The organism is Flavivirga aquatica (assembly GCF_001747085.1).
In the GTDB taxonomy this organism is placed as follows: domain Bacteria; phylum Bacteroidota; class Bacteroidia; order Flavobacteriales; family Flavobacteriaceae; genus Algibacter_C; species Algibacter_C aquatica.
Window position 1 is genome coordinate 13,661 of the sequence record NZ_MDJD01000014.1, and the last position, 25,944, is coordinate 39,604.

General features: G+C 30.0%; 20 protein-coding genes and 1 pseudogene. 19 read left to right on the top strand and 2 right to left on the bottom strand.

What is annotated here, in order from left to right; all coding sequences use genetic code 11:
- Nucleotides 1–582: 582 nt before the first annotated feature.
- The 9 genes from A8C32_RS04105 (at nucleotide 583) to A8C32_RS21245 (ending at nucleotide 8,750) form a co-directional block, all read left to right on the top strand.
- Nucleotides 583–1,077: an RNA polymerase sigma factor gene (locus A8C32_RS04105; protein ID WP_069829194.1), complete on the top strand. Its 495-nt coding sequence runs from the start codon at nucleotides 583–585 to the stop codon at nucleotides 1,075–1,077.
- Nucleotides 1,061–1,702, top strand: a complete 642-nt coding sequence (locus A8C32_RS04110; RefSeq protein WP_069829195.1) for a hypothetical protein — start codon at nucleotides 1,061–1,063, stop codon at nucleotides 1,700–1,702. Before A8C32_RS04105 ends, A8C32_RS04110 begins: the two co-directional genes overlap by 17 nt.
- A 56-nt stretch (nucleotides 1,703–1,758) precedes the next feature.
- Nucleotides 1,759–2,235, top strand: a complete 477-nt coding sequence (locus tag A8C32_RS04115; RefSeq protein ID WP_069829196.1) for a hypothetical protein — start codon at nucleotides 1,759–1,761, stop codon at nucleotides 2,233–2,235.
- A 468-nt stretch (nucleotides 2,236–2,703) separates the two neighbouring features.
- Nucleotides 2,704–3,438, top strand: coding sequence for a helix-turn-helix domain-containing protein (locus A8C32_RS04120; protein ID WP_069829197.1), 735 nt, complete (start codon nucleotides 2,704–2,706; stop codon nucleotides 3,436–3,438).
- Between the two features lie 100 nt (nucleotides 3,439–3,538).
- The gene (locus tag A8C32_RS04125; protein WP_069829198.1) at nucleotides 3,539–4,192 is read left to right on the top strand and encodes a peroxiredoxin-like family protein; all 654 of its coding nucleotides are present in this window, start codon (nucleotides 3,539–3,541) and stop codon (nucleotides 4,190–4,192) included.
- Between the two features lie 19 nt (nucleotides 4,193–4,211).
- Nucleotides 4,212–4,931, top strand: a complete 720-nt coding sequence (locus A8C32_RS04130) for a 3-ketoacyl-ACP reductase (protein WP_069829199.1) — start codon at nucleotides 4,212–4,214, stop codon at nucleotides 4,929–4,931.
- Between the two features lie 34 nt (nucleotides 4,932–4,965).
- Nucleotides 4,966–6,036, top strand: coding sequence for an L-dopachrome tautomerase-related protein (locus tag A8C32_RS04135; protein ID WP_069829200.1), 1,071 nt, complete (start codon nucleotides 4,966–4,968; stop codon nucleotides 6,034–6,036).
- 1,497 nt (nucleotides 6,037–7,533) lie between these two features.
- Nucleotides 7,534–8,370 (top strand): alpha/beta hydrolase, encoded by an 837-nt coding sequence (locus A8C32_RS04140; RefSeq protein WP_069829201.1) that lies wholly within the window; start codon nucleotides 7,534–7,536, stop codon nucleotides 8,368–8,370.
- Nucleotides 8,371–8,624: 254 nt separating this feature from the next.
- A complete protein-coding gene (locus A8C32_RS21245; protein ID WP_276205017.1) occupies nucleotides 8,625–8,750 on the top strand; it encodes a hypothetical protein in 126 nt (41 codons plus the stop codon).
- 220 nt (nucleotides 8,751–8,970) lie between these two features.
- On the opposite strand, the gene A8C32_RS04145 is transcribed toward A8C32_RS21245, so the two are convergent.
- Nucleotides 8,971–9,471 carry a DUF3124 domain-containing protein gene (locus A8C32_RS04145; protein ID WP_069829202.1) on the bottom strand — a complete coding sequence of 167 codons (501 nt, stop codon included), beginning with the start codon at nucleotides 9,469–9,471 and terminating at the stop codon, nucleotides 8,971–8,973.
- Between the two features lie 238 nt (nucleotides 9,472–9,709).
- On the opposite strand from A8C32_RS04145, the gene ppk2 reads away from it, so the two are divergent.
- The 7 genes and pseudogenes from ppk2 (at nucleotide 9,710) to A8C32_RS04175 (ending at nucleotide 18,452) form a co-directional block, all read left to right on the top strand.
- Nucleotides 9,710–10,447: a polyphosphate kinase 2 gene (gene ppk2 / locus A8C32_RS04150; protein WP_069829203.1), complete on the top strand. Its 738-nt coding sequence runs from the start codon at nucleotides 9,710–9,712 to the stop codon at nucleotides 10,445–10,447.
- 59 nt (nucleotides 10,448–10,506) lie between these two features.
- Nucleotides 10,507–11,688 (top strand): cation:proton antiporter, encoded by a 1,182-nt coding sequence (locus A8C32_RS04155; protein WP_069829204.1) that lies wholly within the window; start codon nucleotides 10,507–10,509, stop codon nucleotides 11,686–11,688.
- Nucleotides 11,689–11,922: 234 nt separating this feature from the next.
- The gene (locus tag A8C32_RS04160; protein ID WP_069829205.1) at nucleotides 11,923–12,618 is read left to right on the top strand and encodes a hypothetical protein; all 696 of its coding nucleotides are present in this window, start codon (nucleotides 11,923–11,925) and stop codon (nucleotides 12,616–12,618) included.
- The gene (locus tag A8C32_RS04165) at nucleotides 12,619–13,476 is read left to right on the top strand and encodes a mechanosensitive ion channel family protein (protein WP_069829206.1); all 858 of its coding nucleotides are present in this window, start codon (nucleotides 12,619–12,621) and stop codon (nucleotides 13,474–13,476) included.
- 6 nt (nucleotides 13,477–13,482) lie between these two features.
- Entirely contained in the window at nucleotides 13,483–14,538 is a 1,056-nt protein-coding gene (gene corA, locus A8C32_RS04170; protein ID WP_069829207.1) for a magnesium/cobalt transporter CorA, read from the top strand.
- A gap of 41 nt (nucleotides 14,539–14,579) precedes the next feature.
- Nucleotides 14,580–15,320 (top strand): annotated as a pseudogene (locus tag A8C32_RS21010) (type III PLP-dependent enzyme domain-containing protein); the annotation flags it as partial.
- 333 nt (nucleotides 15,321–15,653) lie between these two features.
- The gene (locus tag A8C32_RS04175) at nucleotides 15,654–18,452 is read left to right on the top strand and encodes a M16 family metallopeptidase (protein ID WP_069829208.1); all 2,799 of its coding nucleotides are present in this window, start codon (nucleotides 15,654–15,656) and stop codon (nucleotides 18,450–18,452) included.
- 503 nt (nucleotides 18,453–18,955) lie between these two features.
- On the opposite strand, the gene A8C32_RS04180 is transcribed toward A8C32_RS04175, so the two are convergent.
- A complete protein-coding gene (locus A8C32_RS04180) occupies nucleotides 18,956–19,525 on the bottom strand; it encodes an RNA polymerase sigma factor (RefSeq protein WP_069829209.1) in 570 nt (189 codons plus the stop codon).
- 126 nt (nucleotides 19,526–19,651) lie between these two features.
- On the opposite strand from A8C32_RS04180, the gene A8C32_RS04185 reads away from it, so the two are divergent.
- The 3 genes from A8C32_RS04185 (at nucleotide 19,652) to A8C32_RS04195 (ending at nucleotide 25,866) form a co-directional block, all read left to right on the top strand.
- Nucleotides 19,652–20,806, top strand: a complete 1,155-nt coding sequence (locus A8C32_RS04185; RefSeq protein ID WP_069829210.1) for a FecR family protein — start codon at nucleotides 19,652–19,654, stop codon at nucleotides 20,804–20,806.
- Between the two features lie 165 nt (nucleotides 20,807–20,971).
- The gene (locus tag A8C32_RS04190) at nucleotides 20,972–24,457 is read left to right on the top strand and encodes a SusC/RagA family TonB-linked outer membrane protein (RefSeq protein WP_165605785.1); all 3,486 of its coding nucleotides are present in this window, start codon (nucleotides 20,972–20,974) and stop codon (nucleotides 24,455–24,457) included.
- A gap of 11 nt (nucleotides 24,458–24,468) precedes the next feature.
- Nucleotides 24,469–25,866 carry a RagB/SusD family nutrient uptake outer membrane protein gene (locus A8C32_RS04195; protein ID WP_069829212.1) on the top strand — a complete coding sequence of 466 codons (1,398 nt, stop codon included), beginning with the start codon at nucleotides 24,469–24,471 and terminating at the stop codon, nucleotides 25,864–25,866.
- Nucleotides 25,867–25,944 lie beyond the last annotated feature (78 nt).

A 25,944-nucleotide genomic window follows, 5' to 3' on the forward strand; every position in this document is an offset into this window, starting at 1 on the left:
TGGCATCTTCTTTCTCTCAATAACTACCTATCTACATATTTACCTTTTTTCTTTCTCGTGGGGAGTTACAATGATGTGCTTGCTTACCCAAGTAAATATGCCTCTGTATACGGTTTCTGTTCGTCAGTACCGAGTTTTGTAGTCTCGCTTCCTTCAAATGTAACCTCACGGTTACCACCCTTGCGACTTACTAATGCTTCAAGACTTTACTCCTGCGTATAAGTGACTTGCACCCTATAGATTAATTTTTTACCTTTTAGTAAAAAAGATGTCCCATGCTGGACACACACAAGGAGTAAAAAACATAGGGCATCTCTGCAAACTCGAAAGGTCAATGAATAATACTAAGTCCACCAAATATAAAATTTGGCGTTTAAGACAAAAAAGATAAAAGTAAAATATTATATTTGGCTAAGTACCATTACGAAACGAAAGTGGTTTTTAACTATCCTACGCTTCTTACACTAGGCATTGTAAACAATTACTCCGAAATCAAATTCTATTCAAAAGATATGATTAAACAAAATTATTAGTAAAGGTGTAATAATTTTTAAATTCAACCACTAACCTTAAAAATGTTTTTTGAGCAACGATTTTTACACATCATCAATTTTACCTTATTCTGGAATAATTATAAAAATTTGCAGAGCTTACACTGATTCTCAAGAAGATTTTGAGGATTATTATCAGGAAGTCTGTCTGCAAATATGGAGAAGCAAAGATAAGTTTCGTGGCGATTCTAAATGGTCAACTTGGGTTTATAGATTATCGTTAAATATCTGTTTAACTCTAATGAAGAAAAAGAGAAAAACGCATCAATATTATAGTACTGATAATATTGTACAAAATGAATTTACTGACGACAAAACTATATTTTCAGACGAAAATTTAAATTTATTGTATGAGGCTATAAAACAACTATCTGAAGTTGACAGAGCTGTTATTTTACTCTATTTAGAAGAAAAACCAAATAAGATAATAGCGGAAATAATCGGAACTACACCTAATAATATTGGTGTAAGAATTAGCAGGATTAAAGAACGATTAAAAAAAATATTAAATGAAAAAATCAATTGAATCCATCTGGAAAAATGGCTTTTTAGACAAAGAAACTATACTATTACCAAAACTAAATAATCTCTCCAGCCAAAAATCTATTCATATTATAGACAAATTTAAAAGACGATTTAAAATTAACATAAATGCACTTATTGTATTTTCATTTATCATACTTGTAATTTCATTCATAGTTAAAATTCAAATTATGGGTATACTTATATTTATTCTTTTAAATATCGTTGCAATTATTAACAAAAAACTTCTTAAGAGCTTAAAAAAAATTGATAAGAACGTAAGTAGCTATTGGTACCTAAAATCTTTTGATACATGGATGCAAGCACAAATTGCTTTTAACATGAAAATGTCTCGATATATTTATCCTTATGTTACTATTGCTTTGAGTTCTGGATTTTGGTACTCTAGCTCTTTCCAAAAAGCTTTAGATGACTTATTTGGAGGTTATAACCCTTACATCATATATGGAATACCTATTTATTGGGTAATTGTAACACTATGTATTGTAATATTATCAACCATTTTTGGTGCTAGAATTTATAAATGGGATTTGAATTTAGTTTACGGGAGTACATTAAAAAAATTAGATGAATTAATTAAGGATATGGAAACTTTAAGAACTCAATAAATAAAAAAGTGTAATATTATTTCATTTTGAACACTAATCAAAAAAAAGATAAAATCATGAGCATTAAAGAAACTATAGAATTTTTTAAAAATTTATTAAAAGAGACAAGTACTAAAAATGAAATAAAGGTCTATCAAAGCTTTATTTCAATTCTACTTGATTTGGGAAATAAAGACTTAACAGAAGGACAAATATCAAGGATAGAGGAAAAAATTAAAACTATGAATCTGAAATCGAGTCCAAAAAATAAGAGAAAGTATTTTAACAAAAAACTTACCGTTTTTAAACAATTCCTAAAAGATGAGTTTTCATTAATTATAAAAGGCTATTATACTTCATTAGGAGTAAGTCTTGGTATGGTACTGGGAATGTGTTTTGGAGTAATAATTGGTGTCATTACTGGTGCATTTGGAAATTCAGTAAGATTAGCTTTATGGTCCGCATTAGGTATGATAATCGGCCTAACGATAGGATTAATAATTGGTCGTAACAAGGACATAGCATCCGAAAAACTAAATAGAATATTAAAATAGAAACAAATTAATAAAATAACTATTTGCAACATTAATAATCGTTGCAAAATCCTCTAAAAAACTCATAAAAACTGGTGTTTACGTGATTTTAAAGGCTTTTTTTTGTGAATTTATAACTACACCTATAATTAAGAGTTATTAAAATCAAGTATATGGGGTCTCATTTGGAGATTTATACTACTTTGGATGGCATTTAGAACTCCTACTACACTTTTAGGGTTGTTCTTTATAAATTATAAGCCTTTTGGTATACTATATTTTGGGTGTTTTTTAAAACACCGTTTCTTTGTTCCATTGGATGGATGAGAAAATTTCTTAGATTTGAACAAAGAAACTAAACATAATACGCACTATAAATAATATCTCCCTAAGGTAAGATACTATTTACATAACTATTGCTCTCTGTAAGAGAAAAAAGAATAAAGTCAAAAAATCTAGCTTCTAAATACACTTAATTTAAAACTAAAAATGATTTACCCAATAAAGAATAACGAAAGGATTATAACAGGCTTAAAGAATATTTGTATCATACTAAGCGGAAATATAACAATAGAAAAAGATGGCATTATTACATCTGTCCCTTCAAAAAGTTTTTTCTTTTTTGATACCCCTTTTGAGATTATTGCAGCATCACCTTATATTGAAGGATTTGTCACTAAACTTGATGTTAACTTTTTGAATACATTTTCTGATTTAGAGAAAATTTTAGAGAAAATTGACACTTATTTTGATTTTAAAAAAATCAAAAATTTAGAAAGCAAGAAAAATAAAATAAAATCCATTCTAGATTCAGAAAGTAATCTTCGTTTAAAAGAGAGTTATTTACATATTTTGTGGAGTGAATTACTTGATGATTATATATTTAGTCAGAAAGAACAATCAACTATTGAGCAATTTTCTGAACTGATAGAACAAAACATACAACAGAACTATTGCGCAGGAACCTATGCAGAAATGTTAGGAATTCCCCTAAAATCGTTAATTAAAGAGGTTAAAAAAAGTGAGAATAAAACTCCGTGTAATTTTATTACTGAAAAAGTAATTGAAAAAGCAAAGTATAAGTTACTACATACAACAGATACAAGTCAAATGATAGCTTACCACCTTGGTTTTGAAGACCCTTATTATTTTATTAAATATTTTAAAAAGAATACAGAACTTACACCAACACAATTCAGAAAACAGTTTAGCTATAAAAATTAAACGGGAATTTTTTCCATCTTTTTATTTTTTTTTCCATTTCTAAAACTAAAAATTTGATACAACTTTGCAGTATTAAAATAAATAATTAGAAATTTAAAAGATGAATTTATCACAAATACTTTCCGAGAAAAAAGCGGGAGCTGCACAAAATATTCCTGCTGAAAAATGGGCTATTATGGAAAATAGCACGAACATTTTAAAAGAAGCCAAACTGAGTTTAAATGCCGTAAAAACAGGTGATATATTGCCAGTTTTTAACCTACCTAATGCAAATAATACCAATATTAAACTTGAAGACTTTAATAATGAGTATTTAGTAATTTCTTTTTACAGAGGTGGTTGGTGTCCTTATTGTAATATAGAATTAAGAGCACTTCAAAACATACTTCCTGAATTAAAAAAACTAAATGCTGAATTAATTGCTATTTCTCCTGAAACACCTGATAATTCATTAACTACTACTGAAAAAAATGAACTATCATTTAATGTGTTAAGTGATATCGATAACAAGTATGCTAAGTCTTTGGGATTAGTTTTCCAAATGCCAGAAGACTTAAGAGCTTTGTATCATTCTTTCAATCTTAATGTAGATGCTCATAATGGTAATAAAGATTATGAATTACCGATGCCAGCCACCTATATTATCAATAGACAAAAGGAAATTATTTACAGCTTTGTACCAGAAGACTATACAGAAAGATTAGAACCAGAGGTTGTTTTAGAAATTATCAAAAAACAATCTATATCTGCATAATTATCTATTAATAATTAAAATGAAAAACTTAAAAAATAAAAAAGCAATAATTACAGGTGGTAGCAAAGGTATAGGTAAAGCCATTGCAATAGCCTTAGCCAAAGAAGGAATAGACATAGCTATAACGGGTAGAAATATAAAAAACCTAAAAGAAACTGTTTCTGAATTACAAACATATGGTGTAAATGCCATTTATGAAGTTTTTGACATAAGCAACTATGAAGATGTTAAAAAAGGGATGAATGCTATTATGAACAGTCTAGGTACTGTAAATATTTTAGTAAACAATGCAGGAATTGCTGCTTTTGGCTCATTTAATGAAATGGATATAAGTGAATGGTCGCAAATTATCCAAACAAACCTTATGGGAATGTATTATGCAATTAAAGAAATTTTACCACATCTCATATCTATAAATGAAGGTGACATCATTAATATATCTTCTACAGCGGGATTAAACGGTAATGCAAATACTTCAGCATATTCTGCATCTAAATTTGCCGTAATAGGCATGTCAGAGTCCTTAATGAAAGAAGTACGTAAAAACAATATTAGAGTTAGCACATTAACACCAAGTACAATCGTGTCTGATATGTCAATCGATCTGGGTATAGCAAATAAAGAATCTCACGATAGCGTATTACAACCAGAGGACTTTGCACAATTGATTGTAGCTGGGTTAAAACTTCCTAGAAGAGCCATGCTTAAAGATGCATCTTTATGGTCTACTAATCCTTAAATTAAAAAATAGTTTTATATCTATAAATTAAAAAATGAAAAACCATATCATATTTTCACTTGTATTCACTTTAATTTCTTGTAATACTACAATTAAAAAACAAGCCTTAAAGAATCTAGAGCAACCAATTGGAACGTTAGAAATAGTAGCAGAGATGGATATCAACCCAGGCAATGTTGCTGTTTCAAATGAAGGCAGAATATTTAGTAGTATTCATCCTATTAGAGCAAAAAAATTGCAACTTGTTGAAATCACTAGTAAAAATACATATGTTCCTTTTCCTAATAAGCAGATACAGTCTACAGCAGAAACCAAATCTGATGACAAATTAGACGCTCCTTTAGGAATATTATTCGACAATCAAAATCGTCTTTGGGTTGTTGACGCTGGTTTAAATATTGGTAAAACCAGGTTATTTGCATACAATATTGATACTAAAAAAGAATTATTCCATTTTGACATCCCTAAGGAATTAGCTCCAAATACAAGTTTTGTGCAAGATGTTGCTGTAGACGAGAAAAATGGCTTTGCATATTTAGCCGATTTTGGGAATCCAGGAATTATTGTTGTTGATATCAACAACAATAATTTTAGAAAAATCATAGATCTACCAAGCATGCAAGCTGAAGATATTGATATGGTAATAGACAATAAAGTTCAATACTTCATGGGAAACCCTGCAAGAATAGGTTTAAACCCAATAACACTTTCTGCAGATAGAGAAACTTTATACTTTGGCGCCATGAGTGGCACAAAATGGTATCATTTACCAACACAACCAATTCGTAGTGGAAAAGAAGATTCTGAAATAACTAAACTAATTTCTGTTCTAGGAAAAAAACCTATTTCTGATGGTGTTGCTACTGATGATGTTGCAAATCATTATTTCACCAATATTCAAAATAACAGTATTGATATCCTTTCAAAAACTGGAATATTAAGTACATTAAAAAAAGATAAACTTCTGGATTGGCCTGATAATGTTCGTATTTATAAGGATTGGCTATACATAGCAGTCAATCAATTACATAAATCGCCTGCATTTACTGGAGAAAAAGACATATCGGAGGCTCCTTTTCGAATTCTGAGATTAAAATATCGTTAAAACAGCCCGTAGAGAGTCGAGTGAGCCAGGGAAATTTCACTCTTAACTTTTCACTGAACCGTACGTGAATAACATCTTGATTCATACGGCTCTTATTATGTATCACTGTCTCCAGATCACAATACCATTAATAATTTTAGAAAGAATAATACAAAAACCATCAAAAAAGTGTGTTATGTAACGGTAAAAACAGTACGTAACTTCAACTTCGGGCTCATTGGTGTTAGTTTGATTGCAGAAGACAGCACTAAGTACTAGAGCACAGAATAGCAAGAAGAATAATTTTAATCAGAAGAAAACACAACATGACTTAGATTACATCGATAACAAGCTCAAGTAGTATAATAAGTTGCTTGAACAGAGTGAGAGTAAAAACTAAAAAGAGAACATTAAGGAAAATATTGATAAAAACCAAGGTTGAAGAAACCACTATGAAAAACTTAATAAAGAGCTAAAAGAATCTGGAGAACCACAGATATTACCTCAGATCCAGATAGCAAGCATTTTATAGTACGCAATAACATTACATAAGTTACTTACTGTGTGTAGTCACCGTAGATAAAAAAACAATATTCCTTTGACTATCTGGTTACCAATAAAAATGACTCCAAGGCAATGAGACAAATGCTCTTAAGAGCTAAAACTATTATAGGAACAAGCACTTTTACAGTACTCTACGATAAAGGATATCATATGGGTAGCGAATTTAAAAAACCGCTAATCAACTACTAGGTATAGAAACACTAGTTGCTGTTCTAGGCATAGGCAGGGCTTCACAGGCGCCCGATCTAAACTACAACTCAGAACTTTTTAAATATAATCAAGAAAACGACACTTATACTTGTCCGCAAAAAAACACTCTTAAAAGCAATAATAATAATAATAATAATAACACTCTTAAAAGCAATGGTAGTACATATAAAGGGCGTAACTATCGATTTAAACAATATAAAACAAACAAATGTAAATCCTGTCCATTTAGAGCATTATGTACAATCTCTAAAATAAATGGAAAAGTAATACAACGAAGCGAGTTCCAAAAATATATAGAAGATAATACAAAAAAGTTTTACATAACCCTCAAACTTATAAAAAAAGACAAACTATTGTTGAACATCCTTATGGTACTATTAAACGTCAGTGGAGCTTTAACCACCTCATCACTAAAAAACTAAGCAAAGAGCTAGTGCAGATATAGGCTTTATATTTATAGCATATAACTTGAAAAGAATACGGAATATTATTAAAAAAATAATATTTTTAAAAATTAAAAAGCTTTATTCATTTTATGGAGTCATTCTTAAAATTTTTACTCTTATATTATTCGATCAAAATCAAAAAATCATATCTAAGCACTACCTTACATAAAAAAACTGTAGTTTAGTACAAATATTAAAAATTGCAGTAGATTATTAGACAGACTGACGTTGTGTTTCATACAGAACAATGAATTGTACTGAAAACAATACTTTTATAAAAAAACATTTGAAATAAATTATGACCTTAAGGATAACAATAGTTTTCACACTTACATTATTATTTTCTAGTGTTTTCGCTCAAGAAAAAAATAATTATAAAACAGAAACTTCAATTCATTATTACGACACAAATATAATGAAGGGTGATAATTATATGCAACAGATGTGTGTAGTTGACTTTTATTATCCAACAGATATTAAGAATTTTCCAACAATAGTGTGGTTTCATGGAGGTGGTTTAACTGGCGGAAAGCGTGAAATACCAGAATACATTAAAAACAAAGGAGTTGCAATTGTTGGTGTTGAGTATAGGTTGTCACCAAATGTAAAAAGTTCAGATTGTATTAAGGATGCAGCAGCAGCAACAGCTTGGACATTTAAAAATATTGAAAAATATGGTGGTAACCCTTCCCTGATATTTGTTTCAGGAATGTCAGCAGGTGGATACCTCACTTATATGATAGGGTTAAATAAAAAATATTTAGGAGTTCATGGTATTGATGCAAATAAAATTGCTGGATTAATTCCATTTTCTGGACATACCATAACACATTTTACTGTACGTAAAGAAAGAGGAATTCCAAGAAAACAGCCAATTATAGATGAGATGGCTCCATTATTTTATGTAAGAGCAGATGCACCACCACTATTAATTCTTACAGGAGATAGAGAACTTGAGATGTTAGGTAGATATGAAGAGAATGCATATATGATGAGAATGATGAAGGTTACTGGTCATAAGCGTGTTCGAATTTATGAATTAAATGGCTCCAATCACGGACAAATGATGTACCCTGCTTTACCTCTTTTACTAAGAGAAGTAAAAACTTTAACTAAAGAAATTATGTTAGAATAAGTATTTAACACTGTTTGGATTTGATAGTTAGAAAATCAAGAAAACACAATCGAGTAAGTCAGGGGAATTTCACCACTAGCTTTTCACGAGACCATACGTGAACCTCTCTATTCATACGGCTCTTTTTGTGGAGTTTCGAGACAGTTGCAAGGCATTATCTAATATCTAAAATTTCGTAACTTACTATTATGGAATTACAAAAGCATCCCACTTTAACTGATAGTGTAGATACCGATGCTGCTTGATTAAAAAAGATGGGCAGTATAGGTTTGGCTATAAAAAACATCATGTTACAGATTAATGAAGGATTAGTTTTATGGGTACTCACCACAAAGGCAAGTACTAATGAAGTAGCTAGGAAAAGATATAGGGAGCATTAAAAAATGCATATCCAAAACCTTATGGAGGCTATGCCATATAGTTTATATCTAAGTCCATAGAGATTGCGCTCAATTGCAAAAATTAAGAGAAACTAAGCCTAAAAAACAGGTCTATAAACTCAAAAAACAATAAAGGCTGTTTAAAACAGTCTCTTTCATAATTCTGATAAGAGCAACATTGATTAATAGCTCTAGCTCTACAATATACTAAACAGTAAAATTATTCTATCCTGTTCCCTTGAGTAATAAATGAGATACCTTGCGTACCCTGCATTGAACTCATAACCCCTTCAAATAACGGTTCAGGGCAATCTTTAGGTGTTTTCCATTCAAATAAGAAGTTGGAACCTGTGCCTCCTTCAATATCTGACTGTGCTATTACTATATCAAGAGTTTCCATGGGAGAAACGTAGATTGGGAAATCAAAATAGGTTCTAATATTTGCCCCCTCAGTATTAAAATAATCTGTTTTTAATAGGTATATGGTATCTTTTTCACTCATATTCCGCATGCTAATCATACCGGTGAGGTTGTATTTTTGTTTTTGTGTAAAGCTGTATATCTGAGAATAAACAGAAAGATATGTTTTTCCATGAACCAGCTCTTCTAATTGAGTAATATCAATCTTTCTTTTGGACCAGTTCTCTTCTTGTATTTCAATTTCTGGCTTCTCTTTACATCCTAATAAAAGTATAACTAAAAGAATAAATATGTATTTCATAACTTATTATTATCATCAAGGGTTTGGCTGAGCTTTATTAATATGAAAATTCCATAAAACTTTCAAAGTGATTACTAAGGTAATAAAAGCAGAATGTATTTTAATACAAAATACAAATTTATAGCTCTAACAACTCTCTTATTTTGCCATTATAAACTTATCCATGTTCAATTATTTTTACATCAAAATCAGTTATCTTTAAACAAAAAAAATTTAATTATTTATTCAATTCTTATCTATGAACCTTATAAATTCAGAAGAAGACCCAGAATATATTAGTCTTCAAACAGAAATGGTGTGGTTACAACAACATATAAAAGAAACCAACCAGCGTGTTATCATTCTTTTTGAAGGTAGGGATACAGCTGGAAAAGGAGGAGCTATAATGCGTTTCATAAGATTTTTGAACCCTCGCCTTTTTAAAGTTGTGGCTCTATCCAAACCTACAGAAATTGAGTCTGAACAGTGGTATTTTCAGCGTTATATTGAACATTTACCAGGACCGGGTCAAATAGTACTGTTTGATAGAAGCTGGTACAACAGGGCAGTTGTTGAGCCTGTAATGGGCTTTTGCTCAAAAGAACAACATGAGTTATTCAACAAGCAGGTAATCCAATTAGAATCAATGCTAATTGAAGATGGAATACACATGTTTAAATTCTGGTTTTCTATAAATGCACAAGAGCAAAAAAAGAGGTTAGATGACCGCATACACAACCCATTAAAGCAATGGAAATTAAGCAGTGTTGATGCAGAAGCACAATCAAAGTGGGAACAATTTACAAAGTATAAAGAAAAAATGTTTCAAAATACTAGTACTCAAAATTCACCATGGATTATTATCAATGGAAATGAAAGGGAAATAGCTCGTAAAGAAGCCATGCGTTGTGTAATTGATAAATTAGATTATAATAAAAAAGGAGACACAGGCATAAGGCTATCTCCAAACAAGGATATTGCTAAATATCTTTTTTAAGATAATACTTCGTCAACTCTACTTATTATAATTTCCCAATTAAATAAAAATTCATAACAATGATTTCAATACTCTTGTTAAGCCCATCAAATCCAGTAATCTTAAAATTTGCCTTGATAGCTTTAATCATAATAACCATAGGTGTAGTATTGCGTTATTTCCAACAACCATATATCATTGCATATATTATTGCAGGTATTCTTTTGGGAAAGCATGGGTTTCATGTAATCACAGATGAAGTTCTAATTCATCAGATGGGAGAATATGGGTTAATTCTCCTGTTGTTTTTTATAGGAATGGAAATCAGTTTACCTAATCTCTTGAAAATATGGAAAATACCTGCCTTTGGAACATTACTCCAAGTGATTCTTAGTATTATTGTTGTAGCTATACTTGGGCTATTTTTTAACTGGCAATGGAATAGAATAATAATTATTGGATTTGTAATAAGCTTTAGTAGTTCAGCAGTAGTTATCAAAGTACTGCAAGATAATCTAGAAAATCAGACCAAACTAGGGCAAAGTGTTATTAGTATATTGATAATGCAGGATATAATTTTCATTCCCATTTTGCTAATCACGAACTATCTTGGAGGAAACAGTCCCTCAACTAAAGAAGTTGTTTTGCAATTGATAGGTGGGGCTTTAATAGTATTGTGCATACTTTGGGTGCTAAAGAAAAAGGAATTTACGCTACCGTACAGTTCACAAATAACAAAAGACCATGAGATACAGGTCTTTCTTGCTTTTATAGCTTGTTTTGGTTTCGCGGCATTAACAACTATTTTTGGTTTATCTGCTGCTCTTGGTGCTTTTGTAGGAGGTTTAGTTTTTCATGCAGCAAAATCTTCAAAATGGATTCATGAAAGCCTGCATTCTTTTCGTGTAATTTTTGTTGCATTATTTTTTATTTCTATTGGTATGATGATTGACATACAATTTCTGGTATCTAATTATAAAATAATCATTACACTTCTTTTAGCAGTATTAATTACTAATCATCTTATAAATGCTTCTATTATTCATTATTTTGGTCGTAATTGGAAAGACAGTTTATATGGGGGAGCACTATTAGCTCAAATAGGAGAATTAAGTTTTGTTGTTTCTTTAAGTGCCTACCAAATAAATGTTATTTCAGAGTTTAGTTATCAACTAACAGTTATAATTATTTCTTTGACCTTATTAATAAGTCCCTTCTGGATATTGGGAACAAAAAGATTTCTAAAATTGAATAAAAAATAAGTTTAATTTATACTAAATCGGCTGAAATTAAATTATTAAATTAGTGGTTATTAACCTATAAACTTTTTTACAATAAAACACATACTACTCATAGGGAATATTGATGGAAACTCTATTCCAATATTAAGATACACAGCCAGGTTATGTAAAGATTTAGGCTTACAATTTCATGTTTTAAAAATTGAAGAGAAGGACGACCCTATTTTTATTTCATCTCCCAATTACCACAATAGATTGGAACTAGGGCTAAGCTCGCAAATTATTCCAAATAAAAAAAAACTAGAGTCTTTTGTGTTAAAGAATACTAATGATATCATTGAATCTTCTTGGATTTCTACAAAAATAGTACGTGGAAAGATCAAACAAAGTTTAGATAATTTTATTAATGATCAGAAAATTGATTTAATCATAACTCGACAGACTATCTTTAAAAGATTTAGTACTTACCGTAATGATATTTTTAAACAAATATTGTTAAATATTTCTGACCTCCCTACACTGCTTATACCAGAAAACAATTCTTACGAACCTATTTGTAAATTTGCATATCTAACAGATTTTAAACAAGATGATTTCATCAATATAAAATGGTTGAAAAATAGTTTTCCAAATTCCTTAATAGAAGTGCTTCACTTTTCAAGAAATTTTAAAGAAACCCCAGAGCAAAACCGATGGATTAAATATTTAAACAATGAAATATCAGATACAAATATAAAATTCCGCCATAAGGATTTAACAATTGATGAATTTGTAGAACAAGAATCTTCTAATACTCAACCAGATTATAACTGTTTGGTTTTAACTACTCATAAAAGAAACTTTTGGCAAAAAATGACAGACCCTAGTACTACTTTAGGATTTCTAAATGAAGTAGAAACCCCTACTCTAGTATTTAAATATACTTCTAACAAACTAAATATTGTAAAGTAAATGAAAGAAAAACTACTTGATAATTTAGAGCATGTATTAACCTTTGTTGGTATATTATTGCTAACTTTTTTAATTTCCTTTTTGGTCAATAAATTTTTTAAGCGCCAAATAAGGAAATCTACTGAAGTAATGAATACAGACCCAACAAATTATCAATTTCTAAGACATTTAGTTATTGCTTTAATTTACATAGTTGGTACTAGTATAGCTATATATACCATGCCAAAACTAAGGCTTTTAGCAACCTCTCTTTTAGCAGGGGCAGGAGTCTTAGCTGTAGCTGTAGGTTTTGCTTCTCAACATGCACTTAGTAATATTATTAGTGGAATATTTATTGTCATATTCAAACCTTTTAGAATAAATGACCGACTTAATGTTGGAGGCAGAATGGGTATGGTAGAAGATATTAGTCTTAGGCATACTGTTATAAGAGATTTTGAAAATAGAAGAATCATAATTCCAAATTCAATTATAAGTCAAGAAATTATAACCAATTCTGATTATGGTGATGATAAAATATGTAAATGGATTGACATTGGTATTAGTTATGATTCAGATATTGAACTAGCAAAATCTATCATAAAAAGTGAAATTTTAAACCATCCTCTACATATTGATCCCAGAACTGAAGCTAAAAAAAATAATGGAGAAGAATTAGCTCCTGTGAAAGTAGTACAATTAGCTGAATCCTCTGTTATTTTAAGAGGTTGGGCTTGGGCTAAAGACTCAGCCGACTCCTTTAAAATGGGTTGTGATTTATTTGAAAGCATTAAATTAAGATTTGACAAAGAAGGTATAGAAATTCCATTTCCTCATAAAACAATCGTTCATAAAGAAAGAGTAACGACCAAAAAGTAAATCTGTATGAACAAACAAAAGAAAAAAATAGGTCTCGCCCCTGGTTCAATAGTGTTTACTGGAAACAGAAAAGTTGATAAAGTCGTTATCCATCATTTGGAATATGACTCCAATAATTTAACAGAAAGAGTAATAGACAGCCACTCAAAATCAACTTTAACTAAATCTGAAGATACCATAGTTGATTGGTATGATGTTAGGGGAATGCATGATACAGAATTAATAGGTCTCTTTGGAAATACATTTGATATTCACCCTTTAATATTAGAGGCTGTTGTTGACATTAATCAAAGGCCAAAGTTTGAAGAATACCCAAAAGGGAATTTTATTTTACTTCGCTCTTTAAAGTTTGATTCTGTAAAATTAGAGATTAAAAGAGAGCATGTCGCCATTTATTTTAACAAAGGATTCATAGCTACTTTTCAGGAAACAGAAAGTGATTTATTTGAATCTGTTAGAAAACGTATTAACTCTGATAGGTCTCGTATAAAAATGAGAGGTGCCGATTATCTTGCCTATGCTCTAATGGATGAAACTGTGGATAATTACTATATAGCTCTAGAAAGTATAGAGTCTCATATTGAAGAGTTAGAAGACAAGATGATGGAGAGTGTTGATAGTGGTAATAAAAATAAAATTCATCATTTGAAAAAAGAATTATTGGCTTTACGCAAGTCCATATTACCCCTTAGAGAAGCAATAACAAATTTTTATAAAACTGAAAGCCTTTTTGTTGAGGAAGGTAGTCGTGTTTTTATTAGGAATTTATATGAAAACACTATTCAAATAATGGATACTGTGGAATCATATAGAGATTTACTAAATGGTTTGCAAGACCTTTTCATTTCAGAGGTTAGTTATAAAATGAACAAAGTAATGCAGCTGCTTACCATCATCTCTGTTATATTTATCCCTTTGACATTTCTGGCTGGCATATACGGAATGAATTTTGAAAATATTCCTGAATTAAAGTATAAATACTCTTATTTCATTCTTTGGGGAGTAATGATTTTAATATTTATTGTTATGATTTATTATTTCAAGAAAAAGAAATGGTTATAACTTTCTTATGTCGAATGAAAAAAGTAAGCACAATTACCAATACACAACAACCTTATTTTAAACATATTAGAGTCAAATTACTAAAAAAAAAGATATACATATAGAGACATCATCGACTTTTGATATTATATAGAGCCTAAAAACAGACAAAAGAAATAATGACACCTATATTATTTGCAATGGTTTTAAAAAAACAATACATATACCAATATTACTAAATTGATTAACAATGGTCCTTAAAACTGTATTCCGATAATAGATAATTATGAAGAAATAAATCTTTTAACTAATGAGATAAATAACAAATTCAATATAGATATTTGAATAACTTCAGAAGAAAAACCCAAATTTGAATTTTATACATCTCGTTTAAAAATAGGGTAAAAGAATATTATGCCATTCTATAACAAGTTAAAAATTGTCCTTCTTTAGACAGTTTAAATATTGGCGGCTGATTCCCAATAAAAAAGTTCATTGACTTTTGATTTTGATTATCAATACATGGTCGATAAAATCATAAATTGAACTAACCTGTGATGAAGAAGGTATCGATATGCCTAATATATTTATTGAATTTGGAAGTTTACTGTTGGTGAAAGCAGTAAGGCCATTTTACGAAGTATTATATCAAAAACAACAAAACGACAGAGAAAAATGGAACATGATAAATTCATAATTCATTACTATACTTCCTGATACATGGTAATAAATAAATGTTTTGTAATGCTGCCAATATACGAAGGAATAGTTCTTATGTACGTGTGTTATTAGGTGGTTTAACTTGAGATAGTGATGATTACTAAATAGTGAACAACAAAAAGATTAACAAACTATCCATCTTTTTAATATCCAAGTATTAGATAAAAAATATAATCTAATAGTAAATGCTCTCCTTAAAAAGTGTAGATAGTACTTGGTTTAAATTGCATCCCTCTAAATCTATATCACTCAACAAATTATTGAAATTATAGATACCTAAGATTCATCAATTTGTTTATTTTACCAATCAAACGTTTTAATAATCAGACATAAATGTTTAAGAAATTTTTAAGAAATGAGAAATAGGGGTACAACGTAATTTTTGAGTCAACGTAAATAAATCAATGAGTAACATAATGAAAAAAATTATAGTTTTATTTACTTTTCTAAGTATAAACATGTATGGTCAGGATTTAACCTCCCCTATCCCAGTTGACCAAAGCATTAAAAAAGGAGTATTACCTAACGGACTTACGTATTATATAAAGAGTACAGATGTTGTTAAAGACGCGGCTAGCTATTATATTATTCAAAACGTGGGTTCTATTTTAGAAAATGATGACCAACAAGGATTAGCTCATTTTTTGGAACATATGGCTTTTAATGGAACGGAGAATTTTAAAGGCAAAGGTATTTTAAATACATTCCAGGAAAAAGGGCTAGTATTTGGAAGAGATATCAATGCATATACTAACTTTGATGAAACTGTTTATAACATTGATAATGTTCCAACAACTCCTGAACTCATAGATAAAGGTCTTTTGGTTCTTCATGATTGGTGTAATTATTTGTTATTGACCGATGAAGAAATAGATGCCGAAAGAGGTGTGATTAAAGAAGAATGGAGAACGCGTCAAAACGGACAAGTGCGTTTGTTTCAAACTTCGTTTCCTATTATATTCAATCATTCAAAATATTCTAAAAGATCACCTATTGGATTAATGGATATTGTAGAGAATTTTGAGTATAAGGCACTACGTGATTTCTATCATGATTGGTATAGAACTGACTTACAAGCAATAGCCATAGTAGGTGATGTTGATGTCAATAAAATTGAAGAAAAAATAAAAGCATTATTCTCCAAAATACCAGCTGTCGAGAACCCAAGAGAGCGTTTTATTGTAGAAATTCCAGAAAGTGAAGAAATGCTATATAGTTTAGGAATGGATAAAGAAATTTCTACGGCTAGTATAAGCTTTGGTATTCGCCATAAAAAATCATTAAAAAATGAAACCATATCAGATTTAAAAACAGCTTTGTTAGAATATATGTCCATTGGTATGTTATCAAATAGAATAAACGAGGAATCTCGTAAGCCAAATACTTTATTTTTAAATGCAAGGATTGGATATCAATCATATTCTAGAGTAAATAACATTTTTAATGTAACTATTTCCCCTAAGCCAAATCAACAAGAAGAAGCTTTTAGAGCTGTTTTAACCGAAATATTTAGAGCTGTAAAGTTTGGGTTTACACCCTCGGAAATTGAGAGAACCAAAAAGATTTATTCTAATAGTTATGAAACACAAATAGCTAAAAAGGGTGATAAAAAACATGGAGCTATTATTAACACTATTAAAGATAATTATCTATCTAATAAGACGATTGCTGATATAGAAAAAGAATATGAAATAGCAAAACAACTATTTGCTTCATTTACATCACAAGATTTTCATAATACTATAAAAAGATTATACTCAAAAAATAACAGATTCGTAAATGTTACAGGAGTTGAAGGAAAAAACAATCTTACTGAAGAAGCGGCTAAAAGTATTTTGAATACTATTGAAAATGATGATAACCTTGTAGCGTATACCGAGGCTTTTGATGGTAAAACACTAATTTCTGGTTTAACCATTAAAGAGGGGAGTATTGTTAAAACTGAAAAAAATACTGATTTAGGTTCAACAACTTATATTCTAAGCAATGGCATTAAAGTACATTACAAATTTGTTGATAAGCAGAAAAATACGGTAACGTTTAATGCTATTAGTTATGGAGGAAATTCGTTAGTGAGTGATGAAGACTTACCATCTGCTAACTTATTAGGTAACATCGTACAAATGTCTGGTTTAGGACATTATTCTGCAACAGAATTACCAAAAGTTTTAGCTGGTAAAACAGCTTCTATGTCTCCAAAATTGGGAGAAACTACAGAAAGTTTAAATGGATCTTCTACAACCAAAGATGTAGAAACCATGTTGCAATTAGCACATTTGTACTTTGAAAAACCACGCTTTGACGAAGAAGCATATCAAGTACTTCAAGGTGGTATCAATAATTATATCATTAGAAGAAGTAAAGATATTAGTGAGCAAATAAAGGATGGTATTACTACTACTTTATTTGGAAATGATAATTCTAGAAAGCGCATTTTTAATCAAGATTTTGCTAATGATATTTCTTTTGATAAAATGAAATCTGTGTATTTAAGCAGATTTGCTAATCCTGCAGATTTCGAATATTATATTATAGGAGATGTTAAAGCAAAACAATTAGAGCCATTATTATCTAAATATATTGCAAGCTTACCAACAACTTCAGATAAAGAAACATTTAAAGATGTTTCCCAGGAGTGGGTTAGTAATAAGATAGATAAAGATGTTTTTCTTAAAATGGAAGACCCTACAACCAATATAAATATAGCTTTCAAGGTTAAAAACAATTATTCTGTTAAAAATCAATTTGTAACCAGTGCTACAGGAGCTATTATGCAATTAAGGCTAACCGAAACGCTTAGAGAAGAAGAAGGTGGTGTATATAGCCCAAGTGCCAAAGCATATTTATATAAGGAACCAAAAACATTATCATACCTATCGGTAAAATTTGACTGCAACCCAGATTTGGCAGAAAAACTAATTAATATAGTACATAGCGAATTATCGAAACTAGCAAAAGGAGAAATAAATCAAGAAGATTTAAATAAAACGCTAAATAGCTATAAAAAATCTAGAGAACAGTCTAAAAGTAATAATAGTTATGATATGACACTGTTAACAACATTTTATAGAGACGGCTATAATATGAATGACCCAAAAAACTTTGAAGATATTGTAAATAGTATTACTACAAAAGATATTCAAGTTCTAGCAAAAAAGTTACAACAAAAAGGTAAAGCTTTTGAAATTGTTTTTAAACCTGCAAAAATTGAATAATAATTAAAAACGCCTTTTTTTTCTACATTTTGTTTTTGTGCAAAATAATTTGAGTTAGTCAGTCAATATTTTATTAAAAAAAGGCAGAAAAGGGTTATATAACAATAACCCTTTTTTAAAATAAAAATCTATTCTTACTTTTAGTAACTTCAACACACACGTTTGTACAAATATTAACCCCTGCAAAATGATCTGCTTCTACAAAAAACTTTCAGATACTGAATATGAATTAATTGCCTCTGCTACAATAAAAAACAACTGGCATCTTTATTCGCAATCAATTCCTGAAGGAGGTCATATCACTTTTGAGTAAAAAATTAAGACCTTATACTATTTACGGATTTAAACCACGCATAAAAGCTTCTAAATAATAATGATTACCTACAATTGATTTAATTATACACAAGACAAACGCTACATCAACTGAAACATTAATAATTAAAGATTGGTTTAAAATATAATCTTATACAAGAATTTAAAGCCCTTAAAATAAATTAATCATACTAAAATATTTTTTTTGACCTTATAAGGAGCAAAATTAATGGGTTTTTATCAAATGCTTTTCTAATTTTTTTATAAGCCAACCCCATTTGATTTTCCACTGTTTTAATAGAAATACCTAAGATTTGTGCAATCTCTTTATACTTATAACCTTGCATCTTATTCATTTTAAGTATTTTTTTACATTTTGGCGGCAAGGTCTCAATGGCAACATTCATTTTTTTAATTCTTAAATCAATTATACGATTGTCTTCCTTTATTCTTTCTCTAAGGGCATTCTCATAAATAGTATCTAAGAGTTTGTTAGCTTTTTTTTCATGTTTTCTACTATCTATAAAAAGGTTATACACCATTGAATACAAATAGCCTTTTGGATTTTTAATGTCATTAAGTTTAGCCCTTCCATTCCATAAATTCACAAATACCTGTTGCACAATATCTTCAGCTAACATTTTATCATTAGTATAGGTAATTATATAAGCAACAAGCCTTTCATAAAACAATTCGAACAAATACTTAAATGCCGTCTTATCCCCTTTCCTTAAAAAATTAATGGCATCTTTTTCATTCATAAAAACTAGAAGTTTCACAAAGGTTAAAAAAATATTATTTTTTTTTGGGGGTTTTTTTTAAAAAAAAAGTCATTTTATTAAAATATTAGAGAAAAAACATAAAATTACCTGCTTACTATATAGATTATGAAATATTTAATACCAAAAATTTTAAATCATACAATCACTGATAACGAGGTCAAGGAACTTCAAAAGTGGCTAGAAGATTCTCAAAATAAAATAACTCTAGAAAACTACATTAGAGATAACTATGATATAAATCTAAGTCAGTCTAAAACCAATATTAATGAAGCTTTTGAGCTTGTAATTGAAAGAATAGAAGCAGCTAATACTCCTATAAAAAGAATACCTATTTACAAAAGAAGCGTATATAAATATGCTGCAGCCATACTAATTTTTCTATGCTGTAGTATTTATTTTTTGACTACTAATAACCAAAAAAATATTGAAACCCCTTCAGTGGTTAAAACAAATATTATAGAGACAGGGACTAGCAGAGCTATACTTACCTTAGACAATGGAATAGATATAGCATTGGAAAGTGGAAAAAATTACATTAATGGTAATGCCACAAGTAATGGTGAATCACTTGTATATTTAAATGGTAATGATTCTAAAACAGAAATAACTTATAACTATATAACAATTCCAAGAGGAGGAGAATATTATGTACAATTGTCTGACGGCACTAAAGTGTGGTTAAATTCAGAATCTAAACTAAAATACCCAACCAATTTTGTTAAGGGAAAAGTAAGACAAGTTGAGCTGTTGCATGGAGAAGCCTATTTTGAAGTGTCTCCCAGTATAAAAAATAATGGCGACAAGTTTAGTGTTCTGCACAACTTGCAAGAAATTGAGGTACTAGGTACAAAGTTTAACATAAGAGCTTATAATGATGAGACTAACATTTTAACCACGCTTGTAGAAGGAAAAGTAAAAGTATCCACCAAAGTGAATTCTAAAATTTTAAAACCGAATGAACAATCAATTGTTCACTCAAAAACAAAAGATATTTCAATTTTAGAAGCAAATGTTAAACAAGAAATAGCTTGGGTTAAGGGTGATTTTATCTTTAACAAATTACCATTAAAAACCATCATGAAGACTTTAGAAAGATGGTATGATGTAAATGTAGTGTTTGAAAATAAAAAGTTAGAAAATGAAAAATTTATTGGAGAATTAAGTAAATACCAAAGTTTAGAAGAAATTTTAAATCTAATAAAACAAACCGAAATAATAAAAGATTATGAAATTACAGATAAAACGATAATAATAAATTAAGAAGGGCCAAAGGAAAAGCAACATCTCACCGCTAACTTTTCCAGTAAACCCTCTTTTGATAATTATTAATCAATTAACAATTAATTAACTAATACATGCAAATTTATGGAACTAAAATTAACTATTTGTTCTTTTTTATTAAGAAGAAAGAAAATTTTATCAATAATGATGAGAACATTTGTATTTCTATTTTGTACATCAATGCTAGGTTTATCTCCCAGCCACGTATTGTCGCAAAATTCAAAAATTACGATAGAAGAAGATAAGGTTGTATCTGCAGATGATGTTTTTAATATTATCAGTAACCAAACCGATTACCGGTTTATTTACCATGAAGATATGTTTAAAAACTACCCAATGGTAAACCTTAGTAAAGGTACTTTTAGAACAAAAACACTATTAAAAAAAACGTTATCTTTAGGTGGCTATCACTTTTCTTTGGTTGGAAAAGAAACTATTCAACTCTCTGATCCTAATAGATCGATGCGTTCTGAAGATCAGCAAATGATACAAGGAATAATAACCGATAAAGATGGTTTACCTCTTGCTGGAGCCAGTGTAACTATTAATAACAGTGATGGCGTTGTTATAAAAGGGGCATCTACAGACTTTGATGGAAAGTACCAAATTCAAGCGGGTACATTTGAGCTATTAATTATCTCTTACATAGGCTACAAAACAAAGAATGTTCCTGTAGAAGGTAGCACAACCATTAATATTGTACTAGAAGAAGACACAAATATTTTAGATGAAATAGTGCTTAATACTGGATATGAAAAAATATCGAAAGAAAGAGCTACTGGGTCTTTTGAAAATATAAATGAAAAGACACTAGGAATAAAAACTGCTCAAAATGTTTTTAGCAAAATAGAAGGTGAGGTAGCTGGTGTGCTTTTCGATGAGGCACCAGATGGAACACAAAGCGCAGTTGTTCGAGGTATAAGTACAATAAATTCTGATACCGAACCACTAATCGTAATAGATGGTTTTCCTGTAGAACAGGGCTTGCAAACTATTAATCCAAATGATGTGGAAAGTATTACCATTCTCAAAGATGCAGCCGCAGCTTCAATTTGGGGTATTAGAGCAGCTAATGGAGTTATAGTAGTTGTGACTAAGAAAGGTACTAAGAATACAAAAACAAATGTAACTTATTCTTCTAATTTCTCAATAACTTCTCAACTAGACCTTCATGAGCAGCGTTATGCTTCTACTTCAAGTTTTTTAGAGTTTGAAAAGCATATTGCAGACAACGCATGGGAAACCTTGCCCAATGCATTTAATTCCTCTAATATAAGTAAAGGGTTAAATACATACCTTCAACTAAATGCTGGTTTAATTTCTGAAGATGATGCTAATACTATTATTAATGGATTAAGAAATATTGATAGTAGACAACAATTTGAAGATTTGTTCATCTCTAATGAAACATGGATGCAACATAACTTAGGTCTTAGCGGTGGTGGACAAAGTAGTAGTTATCAAGTTTCTTTAGCCTATAACCAAAATAGAAATATAGGTTCGTTTAATAATGCTAACAGAGATCAAATTATCGCGAATATTAGAAATCAAATTGACCTTTCGCCTAAGCTTAGTTTTACAGGTGGTATTAATTATTCGCATACAAGAAATAAACCAAATGGATTAAATTTAAATGATGCTCAAAGCTTAGATCAATACCAAAATATAATTGATGAGAATGGAAATTACTTAGCACAACCTAGAGAGTTTTATGAAGAGTTTAAAGAAGATCGCAGTGTAGAAAATGGATATCCTTATAATTGGGACTATAATTTATTACAAGAATTAGAAAATAAAAATAATAGAGACACAAATTCGCAAATAAGACTACAAGGTGTACTTAATTATGCTATAACAGATTATTTAGCCATAGAAGGAAGATACCAGTATGAAAGAGGACATATAAAAACAAAAAATTTGTTTAACGAAAATACATTTATCGTTAGAAACCTTGTAAACACTTTTACTACAAGAAATGTTACTGGCGATATAGTAAGTGCTATTCCAGCTGGTAATATAGTTGATTTTAATAATGAAACAAGTCAATCTCAATCGGGAAGATTACAATTAAATTACAACCAGTCCTTTACAGATAACTTACATAATATTAACGCTATAGCTGGTTACGAGGCAAGGAAAGTACAATCTAATTCGCAAGGAAATAGATTATACGCTTATGACGACCAATCTTTAGATTTTGCTACAAATATAAATTATGCCGATTTATTTCCAACCGTACTCTTTTTTGGTCAAAGGAGCATACCAAATAATCAAAACATTACTGATGTAGAAAATAGATTTATCTCTTATTATGGAAATTTCTCTTACGACTATGATAAAAGATATGCTTTAACAGGAAGTATTCGTTTAGATGATGCTAACCTTTTTGGAGCAAGTGATGAGTATAAAAATACTCCATTATTCTCTGTTGGAGGTAAATGGTCTATACATAACGAAAACTTCTTTAACAGTAACGTTATAAATAACCTAGCATTAAGAGCTACTTATGGTAGTAACGGAAACGTTAATAACGAGACCAGTCCTAATGTACAATTAACAGTAGATAGTGATTTCAATACAGGTAACCCATTTGCCTATATATCTAATGTAAAAAATCCTGAGCTAAGACTTGAAAGAGTCTTCGTTACAAATGTAGGTTTAGATTTTGGGCTATTTGATAACCGTATTTCTGGAAGCATTGAATATTATGAAAGAAAAAGTCAAGAGTTACTATCTAACGTTATTTTTCCTTCAATACTTGGTTTTAATTCGGCATTAATTAACGCAGGTGAAATGGTAAATAAAGGTCTAGATATATCAATTAGAGGAGACGTAGTAAAAACTAAATCGTTTAATTACAGCACTACACTAAACTTAAGCTTTAATGAAAATGAAGTTACTAAAGTTGATATACCAGACGATAGACCTTTTACATATACTGTAAGTAGAACTCCATTAATAAATACGCCACTTCGTTATTTGTATAGTTATCAATACCAAGGGTTAAATAATGAAGGAGATCCTTTATTCTTAAACGAAAATGGAGATTTAGAGAATGATGTTATTGATAATGTTGACGCACTTAAATATGAGGGTACCACATTGCCAAAATTTTATGGTAGCTGGATTAATCAATTTACATACAAAGACTTTAGCTTAAGAGTACTAACAACTTTTAAATTTGGTCATGTGTTTAGAAACCCAGATTTCTTAGATTATTCTCAGTTACCATCTAGATTTGGTGGAAATCATTTTATCCATGATGAATTTGAGAACAGATGGCAAAACCCAGGGGATGAAACCAGCACAAATATCCCAAGAATTCCTACATCTAGAGCTGATGCCTCTCAAGATATGTATTTCAATTATTATAGATATGGCAGTCAAAATATTGATGATGCTTCTCATATTAGATTAAGAGAGGTAATTTTATCTTATCAGTTGAATCAAAAAATAGCAAACAAGATTGGGCTAAACGGGTTAAGCATAAATCTACAAGGTAGAAACCTAGGCCTAATTAATTTCAATAAGTGGGGTGTAGATCCTGAGGGTTTAATTGATACACAAAACGGACCTACATTTTTTACACAGAGACCTACGTTCACCATTGGAGTAAATGCTAACTTTTAAAAAAAATTAAAATGAAAAATTATTTATATATACTATGCCTTGCATTTTTAGTGTTCGCTTGTGATAGAGAAGAATACTTAGACCTACAACCAAAAGGTCAAATAATTCCTAGTAAAATAAGTGATTACAGACTTTTATTAGATCAAACATTGGATTTAGGAGGTGTTTCTTCTGGATTAATAGAAACATTTTCTAATACCGAAATGGCCAGTGATGATGTAATGATTACTGATAATCTATCTAATTCTTACTCAGAAGGGACTCCTGATACAAATATTTATACTTGGAATGATAATATTTTTACACCAGACCAAGAAGATGGCGATTGGCAATCGTTATATAGTCAAATATATACAGCCAATATTGTTCTAGAGGAAATTCTAAACGCCACAAATGGAACACTAGAAGAAAAACTAGCTTTAAAAGCAGAAGCACATGCGCATAGAGCGTTTTCGTATTTTATTTTGGTAAATTTATATGGTATTCATTACAACTCCACATCTGCTTCAACTGATTTAGGTGTACCATTAAGACTAGGAACAGAATTAGCAGGTATTGAATTTTCCCGAGCTACAATTGAAGAAGTTTATAATCTAATACTTGACGATTTAAATGAGGCTCTAGACAATTTACCAGATACTCCTGAATTGGTACATCGCCCATCCAAGGCTGGTACATACAGCTTATTAGCCAGGGTTTACCTTTATATGGGCAATTTCCAGAAAGCTTGGGAAGCTTCAAATAACGCATTACTGTTATCAAATACATTAGCAGATTATAATACATATCCTGATTGGTTCTTTCCTGATATTATGAACCCAGGTAATTTACCTCAAACAGATCCTGAGATTATTTGGCATAAGGCAAGTAATTCTACATATGCATTTAGAATAGCTTCTGATGATTATTTAAGTTTGCTAGAGCCAAACGATCAACGAAGAAGACGATTTGCGAACCCATTTCTTTTCGGACTTGGAGGATCAGAGAGTATTTATACTCTAGGTTCTGTGAGAAATTTTAAAGAGCTTGGTCCTTCTGTTCCAGAGATGCTCCTTACAAGAGCAGAGTGTAATGCAAGATTAGGCAATTTACCTGAAGCATTAAACGATGTAAATACATTGCTAAAAATGAGAATGGATACAGGTACTTTTATACCCATTACAGGTACAGATCAAGATGAAGTATTGAATTTGGTCAAAAAAGAACGAAGGTTAGAATTAATAATGAAGGGACACCGTTTCTTTGACTTAAAGAGATATAATGTATATGATACTCCTAAAGTAAATCTTACTCACGTATATAATGGAACAACATATACCTTAAATGCAAATAGCCCAAATTGGGCATTACCAATTGCTGCAAAATACATATTGCAAAACCCTGAGATTGGGGAAAATATTCGAGAATAGAAAACTCTTTTGAGCAAAAAAATAGAAAGCTAAATGTACATTTAGCTTTCTATAAATATTATAATTTATACATTCAAA